This is a genomic window from Pseudomonas sp. DVZ6 (genome assembly GCF_024259445.1).
In the GTDB taxonomy this organism is placed as follows: Bacteria; Pseudomonadota; Gammaproteobacteria; order Pseudomonadales; family Pseudomonadaceae; genus Aquipseudomonas; species Aquipseudomonas peradeniyensis.
On sequence record NZ_JANCLM010000033.1, the window covers coordinates 24,128 to 41,811 of the forward strand.

16 protein-coding genes are annotated in these 17,684 nt (G+C 65.3%); 6 read left to right on the plus strand and 10 right to left on the minus strand.

Annotation, left to right across the window (positions count from 1 at the left end; all coding sequences use genetic code 11):
* Positions 1-156: 156 nt before the first annotated feature.
* Positions 157-771, plus strand: coding sequence for a response regulator transcription factor (locus NMG10_RS18700; RefSeq protein WP_203646370.1), 615 nt, complete (start codon positions 157-159; stop codon positions 769-771).
* Positions 772-774: 3 nt separating this feature from the next.
* Positions 775-4,056 (plus strand): transporter substrate-binding domain-containing protein, encoded by a 3,282-nt coding sequence (locus NMG10_RS18705; protein WP_254464867.1) that lies wholly within the window; start codon positions 775-777, stop codon positions 4,054-4,056.
* Here the strand turns inward: NMG10_RS18705 and NMG10_RS18710 are convergent.
* Positions 4,031-5,350: a PAS domain-containing methyl-accepting chemotaxis protein gene (locus NMG10_RS18710; RefSeq protein ID WP_203646366.1), complete on the minus strand. Its 1,320-nt coding sequence runs from the start codon at positions 5,348-5,350 to the stop codon at positions 4,031-4,033. The two genes, NMG10_RS18705 and NMG10_RS18710, sit on opposite strands and share 26 nt — an antisense overlap.
* Positions 5,351-5,652: 302 nt before the next feature.
* On the opposite strand from NMG10_RS18710, the gene NMG10_RS18715 reads away from it, so the two are divergent.
* A complete protein-coding gene (locus tag NMG10_RS18715; RefSeq protein ID WP_254464869.1) occupies positions 5,653-6,663 on the plus strand; it encodes a hypothetical protein in 1,011 nt (336 codons plus the stop codon).
* A 69-nt stretch (positions 6,664-6,732) separates the two neighbouring features.
* Positions 6,733-7,119, plus strand: a complete 387-nt coding sequence (locus NMG10_RS18720; RefSeq protein ID WP_232856966.1) for a VOC family protein — start codon at positions 6,733-6,735, stop codon at positions 7,117-7,119.
* Here the strand turns inward: NMG10_RS18720 and NMG10_RS18725 are convergent, their stop codons facing one another.
* Genes NMG10_RS18725 through NMG10_RS18755 form a run of 7 tightly spaced genes read right to left on the minus strand, consistent with a single transcriptional unit; the run spans position 7,120 to position 13,408 of the window.
* Positions 7,120-8,493 carry a sensor histidine kinase gene (locus NMG10_RS18725; protein WP_254464871.1) on the minus strand — a complete coding sequence of 458 codons (1,374 nt, stop codon included), beginning with the start codon at positions 8,491-8,493 and terminating at the stop codon, positions 7,120-7,122. It lies immediately after the preceding gene.
* Entirely contained in the window at positions 8,490-9,152 is a 663-nt protein-coding gene (locus tag NMG10_RS18730; protein ID WP_203646354.1) for a response regulator, read from the minus strand. Before NMG10_RS18730 ends, NMG10_RS18725 begins: the two co-directional genes overlap by 4 nt.
* A 2-nt stretch (positions 9,153-9,154) precedes the next feature.
* Complete coding sequence (locus NMG10_RS18735; RefSeq protein ID WP_232856962.1) at positions 9,155-9,796, minus strand: tetratricopeptide repeat protein; 642 nt, start codon at positions 9,794-9,796, stop codon at positions 9,155-9,157.
* On the minus strand, positions 9,793-10,599 hold the full coding sequence (locus tag NMG10_RS18740; RefSeq protein ID WP_198742919.1) for an SDR family oxidoreductase: 807 nt from the start codon (positions 10,597-10,599) through the stop codon (positions 9,793-9,795). Before NMG10_RS18740 ends, NMG10_RS18735 begins: the two co-directional genes overlap by 4 nt.
* Positions 10,586-11,266 (minus strand): TenA family transcriptional regulator, encoded by a 681-nt coding sequence (locus NMG10_RS18745; protein WP_203646348.1) that lies wholly within the window; start codon positions 11,264-11,266, stop codon positions 10,586-10,588. Before NMG10_RS18745 ends, NMG10_RS18740 begins: the two co-directional genes overlap by 14 nt.
* An 8-nt stretch (positions 11,267-11,274) precedes the next feature.
* Positions 11,275-12,741, minus strand: a complete 1,467-nt coding sequence (locus NMG10_RS18750; RefSeq protein WP_232856960.1) for an AMP-binding protein — start codon at positions 12,739-12,741, stop codon at positions 11,275-11,277.
* Entirely contained in the window at positions 12,731-13,408 is a 678-nt protein-coding gene (locus NMG10_RS18755; RefSeq protein WP_232856959.1) for a thermostable hemolysin, read from the minus strand. Before NMG10_RS18755 ends, NMG10_RS18750 begins: the two co-directional genes overlap by 11 nt.
* A 146-nt stretch (positions 13,409-13,554) precedes the next feature.
* Between NMG10_RS18755 and NMG10_RS18760 the strand changes: the two genes are divergently transcribed.
* The gene (locus NMG10_RS18760; protein ID WP_232856958.1) at positions 13,555-14,124 is read left to right on the plus strand and encodes a hypothetical protein; all 570 of its coding nucleotides are present in this window, start codon (positions 13,555-13,557) and stop codon (positions 14,122-14,124) included.
* Between the two features lie 60 nt (positions 14,125-14,184).
* On the opposite strand, the gene NMG10_RS18765 is transcribed toward NMG10_RS18760, so the two are convergent.
* On the minus strand, positions 14,185-15,864 hold the full coding sequence (locus tag NMG10_RS18765; protein WP_254464872.1) for an MFS transporter: 1,680 nt from the start codon (positions 15,862-15,864) through the stop codon (positions 14,185-14,187).
* 203 nt (positions 15,865-16,067) lie between these two features.
* On the opposite strand from NMG10_RS18765, the gene NMG10_RS18770 reads away from it, so the two are divergent.
* Positions 16,068-16,754 carry an AraC family transcriptional regulator gene (locus NMG10_RS18770; RefSeq protein ID WP_203646339.1) on the plus strand — a complete coding sequence of 229 codons (687 nt, stop codon included), beginning with the start codon at positions 16,068-16,070 and terminating at the stop codon, positions 16,752-16,754.
* Here NMG10_RS18770 and NMG10_RS18775 read toward each other — a convergent pair.
* On the minus strand, positions 16,737-17,630 hold the full coding sequence (locus NMG10_RS18775) for a sterol desaturase family protein (protein WP_254464873.1): 894 nt from the start codon (positions 17,628-17,630) through the stop codon (positions 16,737-16,739). The genes NMG10_RS18770 and NMG10_RS18775 overlap by 18 nt on opposite strands.
* Positions 17,631-17,684 lie beyond the last annotated feature (54 nt).

Genomic DNA, 17,684 nt, shown 5'->3' on the forward strand with positions numbered 1-17,684 from the left:
TTTCTACAGGTTGGTGCAGGTATTTCAACACACCTATACTCGCCTATTACCAAGGCTCCTGAATATCCGTAAGGTGCGCGCTGCCCAGCAAGTCCGCTGCCCAGCGCCTGTAATCGTAGGCTGGAAGCGCGCTGCACTTTGACAGGAGTTACCTGAATGACATCCGTGCTGTTGGTCGATGACCATCACATTGTTCGACTTGCCGTACGCATGCTGCTCGAACGTGAACGCTTCACCGTCGTGGGGGAAACCGGTAAAGGCAAGGAAGCCGCCCGTTTGGCCGAGCAGACCAAGGCGGATGTGGTCATCCTCGATATCGGCCTGCCGGACCTCGACGGCATGGAGGTGATCAAGCGCCTCAAGCTGATCGACCCGCCGCCGCGGATCATGGCCCTGACCGGCCAACCCGCCGACCTTTACGTGCGCCGCTGCATGGACGCCGGCATCTCGGCCTTCGTCAACAAGGACGAAGACCTCGACGCCCTGGTCTTCGCCCTCAAGGCCCTGGTCAAGGGTTACTCGACCTTCCCGCAGATGGCGGTCAACAGCAACACCCTGGAAAGCGAGACCGAGCGCCTGAGGCTACTGTCCAACCGGGAAGTGGAAGTGCTGCGCCGGCTCAGCGCCGGCCAGAGCAACAAACTGATCGGCGAGCAGATGAACCTCAGCGCCAAGACCATCAGCACCTACCGCGGCCGGATCATGGAGAAACTCAAGGTCGAGTCGCTGGTGGAAATGGTCGACCTGGCCAAACGCAACAACGTGGCCTGAGCCATGCACCAGGGGACATCGCTTTGCCTGCTGCTGGTCGCGCTGCTGTCGCTGCCCACCCAGGCGCAAGTGCACAGCGAGCCCCGCCACCTGCTGGCCCGCGCCCTGAGCGTGGCGCCGCCGCTGGCGGTGGCTGCTTCCGACCGCCAGTGGCTCAATGAACGCAGGCGCCTGGTACTGGGCAGCTCGCACCCGGACTACCCGCCCTTCGACATCAACATCAGCCAGGCCGACTACGAGGGCCTGAGCGCCGACTACGCCGGTCTGATCGCCGAACAACTGGGTGTGCCGATCGAGGTGCGCCGTTATACCAGCCGCGCCCAGGCCCTCGACGCGCTGCGTGCGGGCGAAATCGACCTGCTGGGCAGCTCCAATGCCTTCGAAGCCAGTGATGCCGACCTGGTACTGAGCACGCCCTATGCCGACGACCTGCCGGTGATCGTGTCGCGACAGAACCAGAGCCTGCCCGAGGGTGACGACCTGGAAGGCCTGCGCCTGGCCATGGTCGACCATTACCTGCCCATCCACACGGTGCAGCAGCTCTACCCACGCGCGCAGTTGAACCTCTACCGCTCCACCCTCGCCGGTGTCGCCGCGGTGGCACTGGGGCAGGCCGATGTCTACCTGGGCGATGCGATCAGCGCCGACTACGCGATTGCCAAGGGTTTCCAGGAACGGGTCAAGGTCGATCACTTCGTCAAGGCGCCAACCAGCACTTTCGCCTTTGCCCTGGCGCGCGACAACCAACGCCTGCTGCAACTGGTCGACCTCGCCCTGGGACGCATCGCCGACAGTGAGCGACTGAACATCCTGCGACGCTGGACCGGAGGCAGCACCAGTGTCCTGCTCGACCGTCGCCTGGACGCCCTGACGGCCGAGGAGCGCGACTGGATCGCCCGACACAGGCAGATCAAGGTGATGATCAACACCTCTCTCGCGCCGCTGAGCTTTACCGATGCCCAACAGCAACCACGGGGCATCGCCCTGGACTTGCTGGAGCGTATTGGCCTGCGCACCGGCCTGCGCTTCCAGGTCGTCGAGTCGGAATCGTTCGAGGACATGGTCGAGCAGGTTGCCCAGGGCAAGGCCGACATGATCGCTGCCATCGGTTACGGTGTGCTTCGCGCCCAGCGCATGCGCTACAGCCGCCCCTACATGATCAGCCCACGGGTCCTGGTCACCCGCCAGGACGCGCCAGCGCTGGACGCCGTGCAACCTCTGCAAGGCCAACGGGTGGCGTTGCTGCGCGGCTCGCCTTCGCTCGAAGGGCTCGAACGCCAGTACCCAGGCCTGCGCACCGTCGAACGGGAAAACCCCCTGCAACTGATGGAGGCCGTGGCCAACGGTGACGCCGATGTCGCCCTCAGCTCGCAGATCAATGCCACCTACTTCATCAACCAGGTGTTCAACGGCCGGCTCAGGATTGCCGGGTTGCTGGGCGACGAACCGGCGCTGGCGACCTTCGCGGTAAGCCCGACGGAACACCAGTTGCAGGCGATCCTCGACAAAGCGTTGCTGAGCATTCCACCCGACGAGTTGGAGCAACTGGTCAATCGCTGGCGCACCAACACCGTGGTCAGCGACAGTCCCTGGCGCAACTACCGCACCCTGGCCCTGCAGGTCCTGGTACTGGCCGCCCTGCTGCTGACTGGCGTGGTGTTCTGGAACACCTACCTGCGCAAGTTGATCCACCAGCGCAGCGAGGCCCAGCGCGCGCTGCAGGAGCAGCTGGCGCTCAGCCGCGGCCTGCTCGAACAATTGCGCCAGGCCAAGGACGATGCCGAACAGGCCAGCCGGGCGAAGAGCACCTTCCTGGCGGTCATGAGCCATGAGATCCGTACGCCCATGAACGCCGTCATCGGCCTGCTGGAAATGGCCCTGGAGGACAGCCGGCACGGTCATAGCGATCGCCAGGCCCTGGAGGCGGCCCACGACTCGGCGATCGGCCTGCTCGAGCTGATCGGCGATGTGCTGGACATCTCACGCATCGAGTCCGGCCACATGACCCTGCAACCGGTGGCCATCGACCTGGTCGAGCTGATTCGCTCCACCCTGCGGATCTTCGAGGGCAGCGCCCGCCTCAAGGGGCTGGCACTGCGTGCGGTGCTGCCTGCCGCCCCGGCCTGGGTGCTCGCCGACCCGCTGCGCCTCAAGCAGGTGCTGTCGAACCTGCTGAGCAATGCCATCAAGTTCACCGACCACGGTCAGGTCGACGTGTCGTTGCTGATGACCTCGCTCGATGGCGGCCTGCAGCAGGCCAGCTTGCAGATCAAGGACAGCGGCGTAGGCATCGGTGCCAGCGACCAGGCGCGGCTGTTCACCACCTTCTCCCAGGTCGATGGTCGACAGGCGCGCCAGGGTGCCGGCCTGGGGCTGGTGATCAGCCGCGAGCTGTGCGAACTCATGGGGGGCGAGCTGACCCTGCACAGTATCGAGGGCCTGGGCACCCAGGTCGATGTCCGCCTCACCCTGCCCGGCGCCGAGCCCAGCGCCGACGCGATGCCCGACAACGCGCTGGTCGCAGCCCTCAGCGGGCCGCTAAAGGTCCTGGTGGTGGACGACTACCCGGCCAACCTGCTGCTGCTGGACAAACAGCTGCGCTTGCTGGGCCACCAGGTGAGCCTCGCCGACCAGGGCAAGGCGGCGCTGGCACTCTGGCAGGCGGATCATTTCGACGTGGTGATCACCGACTGCAGCATGCCGGTCATGGATGGCCATGAGCTGGCCCGCGCCATTCGGGCGCAGGAGCGCGAGACTGGCTCATCGGCCTGTCGCATCATCGGCGTCACCGCCAACGCCCAGGCCGAAGAGCGTCAACGCTGCCTGGACAACGGCATGGATGAATGCCTGTTCAAGCCGATCGGCCTGCAGGCGCTCAAGGCCTGCCTGCCACTGGCTGCCGCGCCCCAGCCTGACCCGGCTGGGGAAGCGCCGCGCTCCAGCGGCTTCGACCTGGCCGAGCTGCGTCACCTCACCCAGGACGACAACCAGCTGATCAGGCGCCTGCTGGAGCAACTGGCACGAAGCAGCGCCGAAGACCTGCAAGCACTGCAGGCGCTCGGCGCCAATCCGTTACCCGAGGCCCTGGTGCCCGTGGTCCACCGGGTCAAGGGGGGCGCCAAGATGCTCAAGGTCAGGGGCGTGAAACAGGACTGCGAGGCCCTGGAGCAGGCCATCGCCCAAGGCGAACCGGTGGACCGGCTGCTCGCCCGGCTCCAGGCCAGCCTGCGCAGCCTGGAGCTGGAACTGCGCCAGAGCCTCAGTGCAATTGAAGGGTCGAACTGATCTGGCTGATGGCGTCCACCACGTGCCGCGAACCCTGCTGTATCTCCATGATCACCGTGCCAGCCTCGTTGGCCAGCTCCACGCCAAGCCCCGTACGGGTCAGGCTCGATTGCATGCTGGCCACTGCGGTCAGTGACAGGTCATGATTCTGTCGCACCACCTCGACGATCTCCAGGGTCGCCTTGCTGGTACGCGCCGCCAGGTTACGCACCTCGTCGGCGACCACGGCGAAGCCCCGGCCATGCTCGCCGGCCCGGGCCGCCTCGATGGCGGCGTTGAGTGCCAGCAGGTTGGTCTGGTCGGCGATGCCGCGAATGGTCAGGACGATCTGGCCGATCACCTCGGACTGCTTGCTTACCGCGTCGATGGTGCGGGCGGCATCGTTCAGCTCGGATGAAATCTGCTCGATCACCTCCACCGCCTGCTGCACCACCTGGGTGCCCTTGCGCGCGCAGGCGTCGGTCTGCATCGAACTGGCGTGGGCGGCGTCGGCGGCGGTCTGCTGGGTGCTGATCTGACGGGTGATGTCGCTGGCGAACTTCACCACCTTGTACAACCGGCCCTTGTTGTCGAAGATCGGGTTGTAGGACGCCTCCAGGTATACGGTCTGGCCTTGCTTGTTGACGCGTTCGAAGCGGTGCGAATGGTACTCGCCGCGATTGAGCGAGGCCCAGAAGTCGCGGTACTCGGCCGACTCGCGCTCATGGGGCAGGCAGAACAGCCCATGGTGGCGCCCGACCACCTCCTCCAGGCGATAGCCCATGGTGTCGAGGAAGTTCTGGTTGGCCTTGATCACCCGCCCGGCCGGGGTAAACTCGATCACCGCCATGGAGCGGCCAATGGCCTTGAGCAGGCTTTCGCTCTCATGCTCCTCGATCACGTGGCGGGTGATGTCGGAGGCCACCTTGATCACGCTGGTGACCTGCTGGCGCTCGTCGATCACCGGCATGTAGCTGGCCTCCAGCCACACCTCGCGACCGGCCTTGTCCAGGCGTTCGAAGGTGCCGCTGATGGCCTTGCCCTCGCCCAGCTCGCGCCAGAGCTGCTGGTACTCGGCGCTCTTGGCGTAGGTCGGGTCGCAGAAGATCCGGTGGTGCTTGCCACGGATCTCGTCGGCGTTGTAGCCCATGGTCTTGCAGAAGTGCTCGTTCGCCTCGAGGATCGTGCCATCCGGCGCGAACTCGATCATCGCCATGGAACGGCTGATCGCGGCCAGCTTCGCCTCCATGCCCGCCAGGGCCTGCCGGGCGCGCTGAATTTCGACCAGATCGGACTTGCGATGGTATTCGAACATGGGCCGGGGCTCCTGTATCCACGGGATGCCCTGAGCATAGATCGGCCCAAGCGCCATGCAAGCGATCTGATATCACTTTTGGATTAGGCATTTGTACCGTTTGTCTGCCCGTAGCTTTTCTGTGCGATTACGCCTCGACTTACGTGCGACCCAGGCAGATGTGCATCGCCCGGCAACCGACAGTCCAATGCGGACCTGCCAGGTAATAACGGCATTCCAGGCCCTGACTCTTGGTTCAGTGCCAACCAGCTTCGGCAGAGGTATCATGCATGCCTCCCTGATACATGAGGCAAGTCCACACCGTGACCAACGAAAAGGAAGTCAAAGCTAAAACCATCGTCGCACAGGGCTTGCGTGACTGGCGAGGCACATACACTGCATTTCAGGAGTTCGCTGCACAACTGCTCGGCAGCAGGAAACGAATCACCACTGTCGATAAACGAGAGGATGCGGTCCGTAAAGCGCTTAAGGCCCGAAAAAGTGATTTCTTCGTTCAAGAGGTCGCCTTTAACTTCAGCCGAACAATGCCCATTGAAGGCATCTCGAATGCGCCTGACGATACGCCAAGCTCCAAGGCGCAACAGCAACGCTCAGCGGAAAACGAGTACAAGCTCAATCGGCATCTGCACCAAGTCAACACCCGTAGGACCCATGCCTTCGTGGTCAAAAACGACTCGCCGACGCCAGCCAACGTCCTGCTGGTCATGATTTTCAAGACGCATGGCACCAACACTCGGGAGTTGTTAAGCAACCACAGTGTCGCCACTATCAGCTTTCACTGCTTGGAACGCATCGTCGAGCGCCTGGGTGTGGAAACCATTGAAGCGGCAATCAAGGAAATCCTTCCCGCACTCGTCTGGCTCGAGAGTTCGGGAAGCGAACTCGCTGTTCGTCCCGCTTACAGTTTTGCCGCAGGTGGCATGAAGAGGCACATCCCAACGCCAAACGGCGCTCTGCTGCTAACTACAGCAGTTGCGCCCAGCTATCACGGCAAACCGCAACAGGACTGCACGCTGGTCACCTGGATACATGAGAAACAGTTCAAGAAGTCTCAGCGAGTTACGCGCCGAGAGTTCATTTTCACCCATATGGTCAATTATTGGCTCTCTGACCCCAATCGCACCGGGTCCCTTGAAGGATTGCGCAATGACATCCTTGCTATCGAGTCGAGCCACGGTGTGGAGGAAGTGACTATCAACCTTCACGGCGAAAGATTCCCGGCCAGAGAGTTCTTGGCGGCACTCGAAAAAGGGGAGTATCTGGACTATGTCATCGACTTCGAGCGAGATGCCCCGGCGAAACGCACTGCTTGACCGGCATCCTGCACAGCAGATCACCTGAAGTATGCTTTGCTTGAAAGAGGAATAAACGGAGCAAGTCTGATGAAGATCGTGGTCACCAGCATCCTCGTCGACGATCAGGCCAGGGCCCATGCCTTCTACCACCATGTCCTGGGTTTCGAACCCAAGCACGACATCCCCATGGGCAAGCACCGCTGGCTCACCCTCACCTCCCCCAACGACCCCAACGGCGTCGAGCTGCTGCTCGAACCTGACGCCCACCCTGCGGCGAAGACCTACAAGGCCGCGCTCAAGCAGGCCGGCATTCCCGCCACCTCGTTCGGCGTGCGCGATATCCAGGCCGAGTATGAGCGGCTGTGCAAGGCCGGCGTGAAGTTCACCCAGCCGCCCACGGCCATGGACGCTGTCACCGTGGCCGTGTTCGACGACACCTGCGGCAACCTGATCCAGATCGCCCAGCGGCATTGATCAGCCCTGCTTCACCGGAAAACGCAGCGTGGCGCAAAGGCCCCGTGGCGAGCCATTGCGCAACTGCACGCTAGCGTCCAGGCGCTGGACGATGGTGCGCACGATCGACAGTCCCAGGCCGGCGCCATTGGGCGCATCCTTGCTGTAGAAGCGTTCGAACACGCGCTCAAGATCCGCCGCCTCGATACCCGGCCCTTCGTCCTCGATCACCAGGACCAACGCATGGTCCTCGCAGCGCAGCGTGACACGTACCCGTCCACCCGGCGGCGAATGGTCCACCGCATTGGTCACCAGGTTCTGCAAGGCAATGCCCAATGCGCCGGCATCGCTGTACAAGCGGTAATCAGCACCCTCGGCAATGTCCAGGGATGGCTCCTGGCCGCGCTCGAGCATCCAGGGTGTCAGCTGCGCCAAGGTCTCGACGACCAGCGCGGCCAGGTCGAGCTCGGCCCAGTCGCGCTGCGCCAGACGCGGCTCGAGCCGCGCCAGGGTCAGCAGCTGGTTGACCACCCGGGTCAGGCGATCGACGCCGCCGATCAGGAATCCCAGGGCCTTGTCGCGCTCGGCCGCGCTGGTGGCGGCCTGGGCGTTCTGCGCATGCAGGCGCAGGATCGCCAGTGGCGTGCGCATTTCGTGGGCGGCGTCGGCAATGAACCGGTGCTCGCGGCGCAGCAGTTCGTCGATCTGCGCCAATAACCGGTTGATCGCCGCCTGCATGGGCTCCAGCTCCTTGGGCAGCGGCACCAACTGCAGGGGCTCAAGGGACTCGGCATGTCGCCCGCGGATCACCCGGGCCATGTTCTGCAGCGGCTGCAGGCCCCAGCCGATCGCGGCCCAGACCAGCAGGGCCAGGGCCAGGCTGCCGAGCAGGAACGGCATCAGGGTATGGCGCACGATACGGTCGATGAGGTCGTAGCGCACGTCATTGCGCTCCCCTACCCAGATCAGCCAGCGCTTCTCCGGCACCGGCAGCACGAAGCCGCGCCAACGCTGACCCTGCACCTGCATGTCGGCAAACCCCGGCGTGCTCGGTGGCGTGGTGAATGCAGGCGCACTGGGCGTGTGCACCAGCAGGTTGGCGCGGTCGTCCCAGACCTGGAAGGCCAGCTTGCTCTCATACGGGTGGCCGACCCGATGGCGCCCCGCCTTGCTCAAGGCCTCATCGAATGCCTGGTACAGCGCCTGACGGTTCTGCTCCTGCACCGGCAGGCTCATGACCCCTTGCAGCAGGCGTGCGTTCTGCGCCAGGTGGGCGTCGTAGACTTCGGTGATCTCATGACGGCTGTCGTGGTAGTTGTACAGCGCCAGCAGGCCACTGCCGACCAGCAGCAACAGCATGACCCGCCAAAGGGTTCGCTGACGCAGCGAACTCATGCACGCCCCTCCACCAGGTAGCCGATGCCACGCACGGTGCGGATCAGGCCATTGAACAGCTTCTTGCGCAACTGGTAGATGTTGACCTCCAGGGTATTGCTCTCGGGCTCTTCGTCCCAGCCGTAGAGCAACCGGGTCAGGCGCTCGCGGGTGAAGACCTTGCCCGGCTGGGCGAGCAGTTCATGCAACAGCAGGTATTCCTTGGGCGTGAGCACCACCGGCTGGCCCTTGTAGCGCACCTGCTGGGTGGCCGGGTCGAGGCTGACGCCGGCATGTTCGATCAGCACCCTGGCGCGGCCGGCGCTGCGCCGCAGCAAGGCGCGCAGACGGGCCTTGAGTTCGTTGAGATCGAAGGGTTTGACCAGGTAGTCGTCGGCGCCGGCATCGAGTCCGGCGATACGGTCCTCGAGCGCGTCGCGAGCCGTGAGGATCAGCACCGGCATGGTGTTTTCGGTCGCCCGCAGGCGTCGCAGCAGCTCGAGGCCGTCCAGCCGCGGCAGGCCCAGGTCCAGGACCAGCAGGTCGAAGGTCTCGACGCCCAGGGCGTGCAGCGCGCTCTGGCCATCCTGCAGCCAGTCGAGGGTATAGCCCTCCAGGCGCAAGCCATCGCAGATCCCCTCGCCAAGGGCGGGGTCGTCTTCAACCAGCAGCAGGCGCATGCTCAGTCCTGTTTGTCCCTGATGGCCTTGAGTAAAGCATCGATTTCCCCGCGCCGACCCTCGTCGGCCAGTTCGCGCCCCGGACGTGGCGCGGCGCGCAGCGCCTTGTCCAGGGCGGCGCGGGCCTCGGCGTAGCGGTTCTGCCGGTACAGGTGGTCGGCCCAGAAGTAGTTGCTGTCGATACCGTCGGGGTTGATCGCCAATGCCTGGCGCAGCATGGCTTCGGCCTTGTCCTTGTCGCCGAACCCCAAAGGCCAGCCCGGCACCCGGTCGTACAATGCGCCGAGGCTGGTGTAGGCCGAGCCTTGCAGGGCCTTGGGGTCCATCGCCAAGGCCTTCTCCAGGCTGGCGCGGGCGGCCTTGACCTTGCCCAGTGCGCCGAGCCCACCCGTGGCACCGGCCCAGCTGCTGTCGACGATACCTTCCCAGATCAGCGGCTGCGCCGAGCCCGGGTACTGACGAACCAAAGCCGCCGCGTCCGCCGCCAGGGCCTCGAAGGCTTTGCTGCGCTGCGCCTCGGGCAGTTTGTACTGGATCTGCGCCCAGCGCTGCTGCACCTCGTTCAGACGTTGGCTGCCGGCCTGGTCCAGAGCCCAGACAACCGGCGAGAAGGCCAGCACACCGGCCAGTAACAGACGTTTCATTTGCCTGACTCCTTGCCCGAGTGGGCGCTGTAGCGACGAATCAGCGGCAGTTGTTTGCGCAGGGCACGATCGACCAGCCCGGGCAACATGCCGTTCAAACGCACGAAGAGTTTTTCCGGCCAGCCCAGGTACAACTCGCTGCGGTCGGCCTGGACCGCGGCAAGCACGGCCCGGGCCACATCCCCCGGCTGATCCACGCCGACCTTCAACGCCTGGTTGAGCGCCGTCGCGGCACTGCTGTTCATCGCCGTGCGCGTTGCCCGTGGCGCGGCGTACAGCACGTTCACCGAGGTGTCGGCCAATTCGCGGCGCAAGGCCTCGGAGAAGCCGCGCAGGGCGAACTTGCTGGCACAGTAGGCGGCATAGCCGGGGTAGCCGATCGAGCCGTAGGTGGAGCCGACGTTGACCACCAGCGCCCGAGGCTGCAGGCGCAGCAATGGCAGGCAGCCACGGGTGAGCTGCACCGCGGCCTTGAGGTTGATGTCCAGCAGTTCGTCGAGGGCGGCCTCGTCGAGCTGGTCGAGCAAGGCGAAGCGGTTGATCCCGGCGGCATTGATCAGCACATTGACCCCGTCCATGGCCCGGGCGGCGCTCAGTACCGCCTGGCGACCCTCGGCGCCGCGCAGGTCGGCCGCCTGCCAGCGCAACTGTTGCGGGTAGCGGTTCATCAACTGCGCCAGCCTGCCCATGTGCCGGCTCACCGCCAGTACCCGCGCACCGGCGGCGCACAGCTGTTCGGCCAGTTCCAGGCCGATGCCGCCACTGGCACCGGTCAGCACCACCACGCATTCAGGCAAGCGCATGGCGCACCTCGGTCTGGCCGGCCCGCGGCAAGCCCTGGAACATTTCGGTGTACAGTCGGTACACCACCTTGGCGGCGTGGATCACCGCCTGCTGGTCGTCGCTGTCCTCCAGGCGGTCCATGAGGCCGCGATACGTCAGCATGTGGTCCTGGTCGAGGGCGCCATGGGAGCTGAGGTAGCTGAACGCCTTGTCCGGCAGTCCCAGGCTACCCTGGATCCTGCCGGCGGCCTGGGTGGCCAGGGCGATGCTGGTCCCTTCGAGCACATTGACCATGCCGAACAGCCCTACCGGATTGCCCCGGGCAATCAGGTCGTAAAGGTAGGCCACCATCAGTTCGATCGGCAGTGCCGGCCGGCCGTCACGGGCAGTGGCCGGGTCGGCGCCGCAAGCGGCGATGTCGTCGAGGATCCAGCGCTCATGGCCGTACTCCTCCTCGATGTACTCGCACACCGCGCCGCGCAGCCATTCCAGGCGCGACGGCATCCGCGCGCCGCAGGCCATCATCAGCGGCACGGTATGGCGAACATGGTGGTAGGCCTGGGTCAGGAAAGCCACGTAGCCCTCAAGGCTGACCACCCCGCCCAAGGCATCGCGGATCACCGGGACGCTGAACAAGGCTTCACGCTCCCTCGCAGTCTGCGCTTGCAGGATTTCGAAAAAGGACATGGCGTACCTCACGGATGCTGAAGGTCGGACAACAGTGATTGGTAATGCCGCAGGATCACGTCGCGGCGCGGACGGCCATTGGCGGTCAGGGTGCCCGCCTCGGCGCTGAAAGGTTCGGGCAGGCGTCGCCAGGCATGCACCCGGGCGTAATCCGGCAGGCCGTCATTGCACTGGCGGAGCGCCGTCGCGATCTGCCCATCACTGGCCTGCGGGTCCAGGGGCCAGAGCAGGGCCAGGTTGCCCGGCAGGCCCTCGCCGTGCACGAAGGCCTGGCCAATCACCCCACCCTGGGTCAGTTCGGCCTCGACCCATTCCGGGTTGACGTTGCGGCCGAAGCTGGTGATGAACTGGTTCTTCTTGCGCCCGGCCAGGTGCAGGTAGCCGTCACGGTCCAGCTGGCCGAGGTCGCCGGTCGGCCACCACTGGCCGGTGAACGCAGGCTCGCCCAGATAGCCGAGCAGCGCCGTACCCGCCACCAGCACCTCGCCATCCTCGGCGATGCGCACCTGCACATGGGGCAGCGGTCGTCCGACGCTGCCCGGGCGCAGCGCCCCAGGCCGGTTCAGGCACACCACCGATGCGCACTCGGACAACCCGTACCCCTCGTACACCGGCAACCCCACCGCCGCGGCGCGCGACAACAGGCTGTCGGCCACCCGGGCGCCCCCCACGGCAACAAAACGCAGCGGACCGACCCGCATCGCCCCCCGTTCGATAGCCGTGACCAACCCCAGCAGCAGCTGCGGAACCAGGATCAGGCTCTCGGCACCGCTCAGGGCGATGGCCCCGAGCAGACGGCTGAAATCCACCTGGCTGGCGCCGCCAATGCCCAGCTGTGCCTGTGGGTAGAGCACTACGCTGGCGCCTGCCAGAAGCGCCGCGTACACCCCCAGGTTCTCCAGCAGTACCGCCAGCGGCAGCACCGCCAGGTATTTGCCCGGCGCCGCCGCGCGGCTGGCGACCTCCAGTTCGTGGGCCACCCTGACCAGGGCCGTCGCGCCCAGGCACACGCCCTTGGGCGCCCCGGTGCTGCCGGAGGTGTAGGTAATCTTGGCGGTGCCGTCCGGCAGGGGCGGCGACGCGACGCTGTCCCGGCTCCAGAATCGCGCGTCCCGGGTGAATCCGCAGTCGCTCAGTTCCGCCGCCAGGCCGGCATCGGCCAGCACCCGTGTCACGCCACCTTGCACCAGGCAGTGGCGTCGCTGGGCCGCACTGAAGAAGCCCGGAAGCAGCAGGCACGGACGCTCGGCCATCAGTGCCGCCAGATCCCACAGCAGGGCTTGCGGGCCGTTTTCCAGGGCCAGGGCGAAGGTACCGGGCGGTTGTTCGCGCAGCCAGCCCGCCCGCTGCCGAACCTCGCACAGCAGTTGCTCATAAGTGAAACTTTCGCCAGCGCCCTGTACCGCTGGCTGGGCACCGCGGTGTCGGCCATGGACCTGCAGCGTTTCGAAAAAGCTCTGGATGTCATGCGGCATGACCGGCCTCCTGGCGGATTGTCGGCAGGCCCAGCCGCTCGAACACGCCGGCATGGGCCAATGCCGCATGGCCCTGGTCGATGCTGCCGACGAACACCTGCGGGTGATGTGCGTAATAACTGCCCCAAGCGCCGGAGTCATCGTCGATACGCCGGGGGTCGGCTTGAGCAACTACCGTAGGTTCCAGGCCCAGTCGGCGAAAGCTGTTGAGCAACGTCGCCGCACCGGTGAAGGCCACCCAGCTCAGACCGCGGGCAGCCAGCAACCAGGTCACGGCGATGATCATGATCCGCGCGCTGCCGGCACTGAGTGCGGCCAGGTTGCCCACCTCCACCAGTTGCTCGCGGGGCACCGGGCTCCCCGCCACACCCGCCACGGCGCGTTCCAGCGGCATATCGAGGTAGCGCTCCAGAAACAGCGGCGCAGCGGCGGCCAGGCGCAGGCCGGCGGCGGCCATCAGCCGGCCATGGCGGTCCTGCAGGCCCAGCAGCTGCGGCAGGTAGTGATGGACATCGGCATGGTGGACACAGGCGAAGCGTGCGTGGATGAACTGCTCTATGGCAGCGCGACCGGATGTTTCCGGGTCGTGCAGCGTGAGCCGCGCCTGGTGGGGCGCATGGTTGCCAATAGGCAAGGGGAACAGGCTGTTCCAGGTCGGCTCGGTCATGACAGGCCCCCGCAGGTTACAGTGCAGGCAGTATCGGCGGCGAATCTGAAGGCAGCCTGAAGTGACCCACTCGATAGGTGATGGCGGGCCTTGCCAGGACTGCTACATTGCTGACTTCTCCGGCGCAGCCAGAACAAGGACTACCCATGCGCTACGAATTCAGCGAAGTGCTCAACGACCTGATCGACTATTTCCTGCTTGGTGATATCCAGTTGCTCGAACAGTTCAAGGAAGACCACGACCTGCCCGACGACCTCGCCCGCGCCTTCACCCGCACCGACAGCGGCGACCTGGCGGTGGCGCAAGGGGTGATCCTGCCCCTGGCCGGAATCGATAACCTGCCTTATCGCATCCTGTTCACCCTCGACGAGCGCACGCCGGCACTGCTGGAGCCCGGCAGCCGTCTCAAGCATCGTCGTGCGGGGTATGTGCTGCGGGTCGAGAACCGTGCGCTGATACTGTTCACCTGGCGCGTCCTGCAGCACTTCACCAACAAGACCCTGGGCGACCTGCTGGCGCGCTACCAGGAGCCGGGGCGGCCGATCATCGAGCTGGACAACGGCTGGTACGTGGTGGAGGTACTGGCGGGCGCCGTGGTGCGCGACGGGTTGTACGAACCGGCGATCGAGTTCGTGCTGAAGAGAACCTATGCCAAACCGCAGATGGCGGCGGTGGATGTCGGGTACCGATTTACCTTGCGTGGGTACTTCGACTGATCAACCGTCATCGCGGGGCAAGCCCGCTCCCACGAGCGTGTGGAGCGGGCTTGCGGGCGGTCAGGTGTGGTTGATGTCGCGATCCTTGGTTTCCGGCAGGAAGAAGATCCCCAGCACCGCGGTCATCACCGCGATCACGATCGGGTACCACAGCCCGTAGTAGATGTCCCCGGTCGCCGCGACCATGGCGAAGGCCACCGTCGGCAGGAAGCCGCCGAACCAGCCGTTGCCGATGTGGTATGGCAGCGACATGGAGGTATAGCGGATCCGCGCCGGGAACAGCTCCACCAGCCAGGCAGCGATCGGGCCGTAGACCATGGTCACGTAGATCACCAGGATGCTCAGCAGCAGCAACACCATCGGGTAGTGGATCTTCGCCGGGTCGGCCTTCTCGGGGTAGCCGGCTTCCTTGAGAGCCGCCGTCAAGGTGGCGGTGAAGGCATCGCCCTGGGTCTTCAGGTCCGCCGCAGCCAGGCTGCTGCCCTCGAAGCTCGGGATCACCCGCTCACCGATGCGGATCTGCGCCACGCTGCCAAGCTCGGCTTTCTCGTTCTCGTAGGGGATTGCCCGTTTGGCCAGCAGGCTCTTGGCGATGTCGCAGGAGCTGGTGAACCGGGCCTTGCCCACCGGATCGAACTGGAACGCGCACTGCCCGGGGTCGGCCACCACTACCACCGGGTTCTGCTCCTGGGCGACGAACACGTCCGGGTTGCCGTACTCGGTCAGTGCCTTGAAGATCGGGAAGTAGGTCAGCGCGGCGATGATGCAGCCGGCCATGATGATCTTCTTGCGCCCGATGCGGTCGGACAGGCTGCCGAAGACGATGAAGAACGGCGTGCCGATCAGCAGCGAACCGGCAATCAGCAGGTTGGCGGTCTGCGGGTCGATCTTCAGCGTCTGCAGCAGGAAGAACAACGCATAGAACTGCCCGGTGTACCACACCACCGCCTGCCCGGCGGTGCCGCCGAGCAGCGCCATGATCACCACCTTGAGGTTGTCCCAGCGGGCGAACGACTCGGTCAGCGGCGCCTTCGACGCCTTGCCTTCGGCCTTCATCTTCATGAATACCGGCGACTCGTTGAGCTGCAGGCGGATGTACACCGAGATCGCCAGCAACAGGATCGACAGCAGGAATGGTATGCGCCAGCCCCAGGCCTCGAACGCCTCGGTACCCATGGTGGTACGACAGGCCAGGATCACCAGCAGCGAGAGGAACAGGCCAAGGGTGGCGGTGGTCTGGATCCATGCGGTGAAGAAGCCGCGCTTGCCCTTGGGCGCATGTTCCGCCACATAGGTGGCGGCGCCGCCGTACTCGCCGCCCAGCGCCAGCCCCTGCAGCAGGCGCAGGCTGATGAGGATCACCGGCGCGGCCACGCCGATGGTCGCGTAGCTGGGCAGCAGCCCCACCACCGCCGTGGATATACCCATGATCACGATGGTGATGAGGAAGGTGTACTTGCGCCCGATCATGTCGCCCAGGCGCCCGAACACGATGGCGCCGAATGGCCGCACGGCAAAGCCGGCGGCGAAGGCGAGCAAGGCGAAGATGAACGAGGTGGTCTCGTTGACCCCGGCGAAGAAGTGCTTGGCGATGATCGCCGCCAGTGATCCGTAGAGGTAGAAGTCGTACCATTCGAACACGGTGCCCAAGGACGAGGCGAAGATGACTTTGCGCTCCTCCCGGGTGATGCCACGTTGGGGCGCGCTACTGCCCGTGGATGCGCTGTCTAGGACCGCCATGGGTCGCCTCCGTCTGGTTGTGGTAGACCGGAGTGCTCCAGCAGATCCCAAAGCACGCACCCAGGCCCAAGGGCATTGCAGGCTGCGCGAAGCACGACGAGGCATCGGCCTCGGATCGCGGCAAGTCACCTCAAGCATAATCGGCCTTTGAACGATATCCACTCGCATGAGTGTTTATGGGCCAATTTGGATAGGAAGCAGGGATGAACGAACGACAGGACGGCGCTTGGCGAGGTCGACTCTGGCTGGCCGATGACCATTGCCTGCTGTTCGGCACGCCGGGCCGTACCAGTGCACACGCCCACTATGCCCATCAGGTGCTGCTGCCCCTCGAGGGCAAGGTGTGCGTTGAGATCGCGGGCGAGCAGCGCAGCGGCAGGTTGCTGGCCATCGGGTCGCTGCAGCCCCACGCCATCCTCGCTCATCAGCCGCCTTGCATCACTCTGTTCGCCGAACCTCTGGCGTTTTCCCTGGAGACCTTGCTCGACGTCTGCCAACAGGCACCCCGTAGCATCCCCGGTCTGGCCCAAGCACTGCGTCTGACACCGCGCCGTTCGCTGGACCCTCGCCTGAACCGGGCACTGGCGCGGATCCGTGCGCTGGACGACCAGCGTCTGCCTGCCACGGCGCTGGCGCAGGAGGCCGCGCTGTCGATCAGCCAGCTGGAACGCTTGTTCAGCGACAGCCTCGGCCTGTCGGTACGACGCCTGGTGCTGTGGCAGCGTCTGCGCCAAGCCCTGCGCCAAGCCCTGACCGGCGCCTCCCTGACCGAAGCAGCCATGGCCGCGGGCTTTGCCGACTCGGCGCACCTTTCACGCAGCCTGCGTCAGCAGTTCGGTATCCGCGCCAGCGAGGCCCTGCGCCACCTGCGCTCAGATTCGCTGGTCTAGGGCCTGGCGCAGGCCGCGTGGCAGTGGTGCCGGCGGCTGCGCCGTGGCTGCCGGGCGAAACGGCTCACGCAGCTGTGCCAGGTATGCTTGCGGGTAGTCCGGGCGATCACCAATGCCCATGTCGTCATCGGCCAGCCCATAACCAGGCAGATGCAGCGCGGTCCCCAGCAGGCGATCCCACAGCGGGAAGAACAGGGCGAAATTGACGTCACCCAGCGTGCCGTACTTCAGATGGTGCAGCCGGTGCACGGGCGCCCAGGCGAACAGATGGCGCAGGCCGCCGATGCGCATGTCGACATTGCTGTGCTGCAGCAGCAACTGCACCGAGATGCTGAAGGCCAGCAGCGCCGCGATATCCTGCGGCAAGCCCAGCAACAGCAACGGCAGCACACCGCCGAGGGCCTCGGCCAGTTGGTGCAGCGGGTGCTTCATCAGGCCGTTGAAGCCGTACAGCCGGGTCACGCTGTGATGCACCGCGTGCAGGCGCCAGAGCAGCGCGCTGCGGTGGCTGGCGTAGTGCACCAGGGTGATGCCCAGGTCGGCCAGGGGTATGGCAAGCAGCAATTGCCACAGCACCGGCCAGTGGCTGGGCCACAGCCCGCTGGCCGGCAGCCAGCCGGCGAACAGTGGAATCGTGGCGATGCTGGCGACATTCAGGGTTTCGTTGACCAGCGCGTGCAAGCCATCGCGCCCGCCCTCCCCGTCAGCCTCGCTCCAGGCAGGCTTGTACGGATACAGCGCTTCGCAGGTGAACGACAGCAGGATGGCCACGCCGAGCAGGGGCAGCAGCCAGAGAATGTCGGCGCCGAGGTTGATCAGGTAGACGGCTGTGCCGATGAAACCGAGGAAGAAGCATGGGGCATAGAGGATGCGCATGGAAGGCTCCGGTCATGGATGGAGCCGCGAGTGTTGCCTGGTGCCTGAACGTGA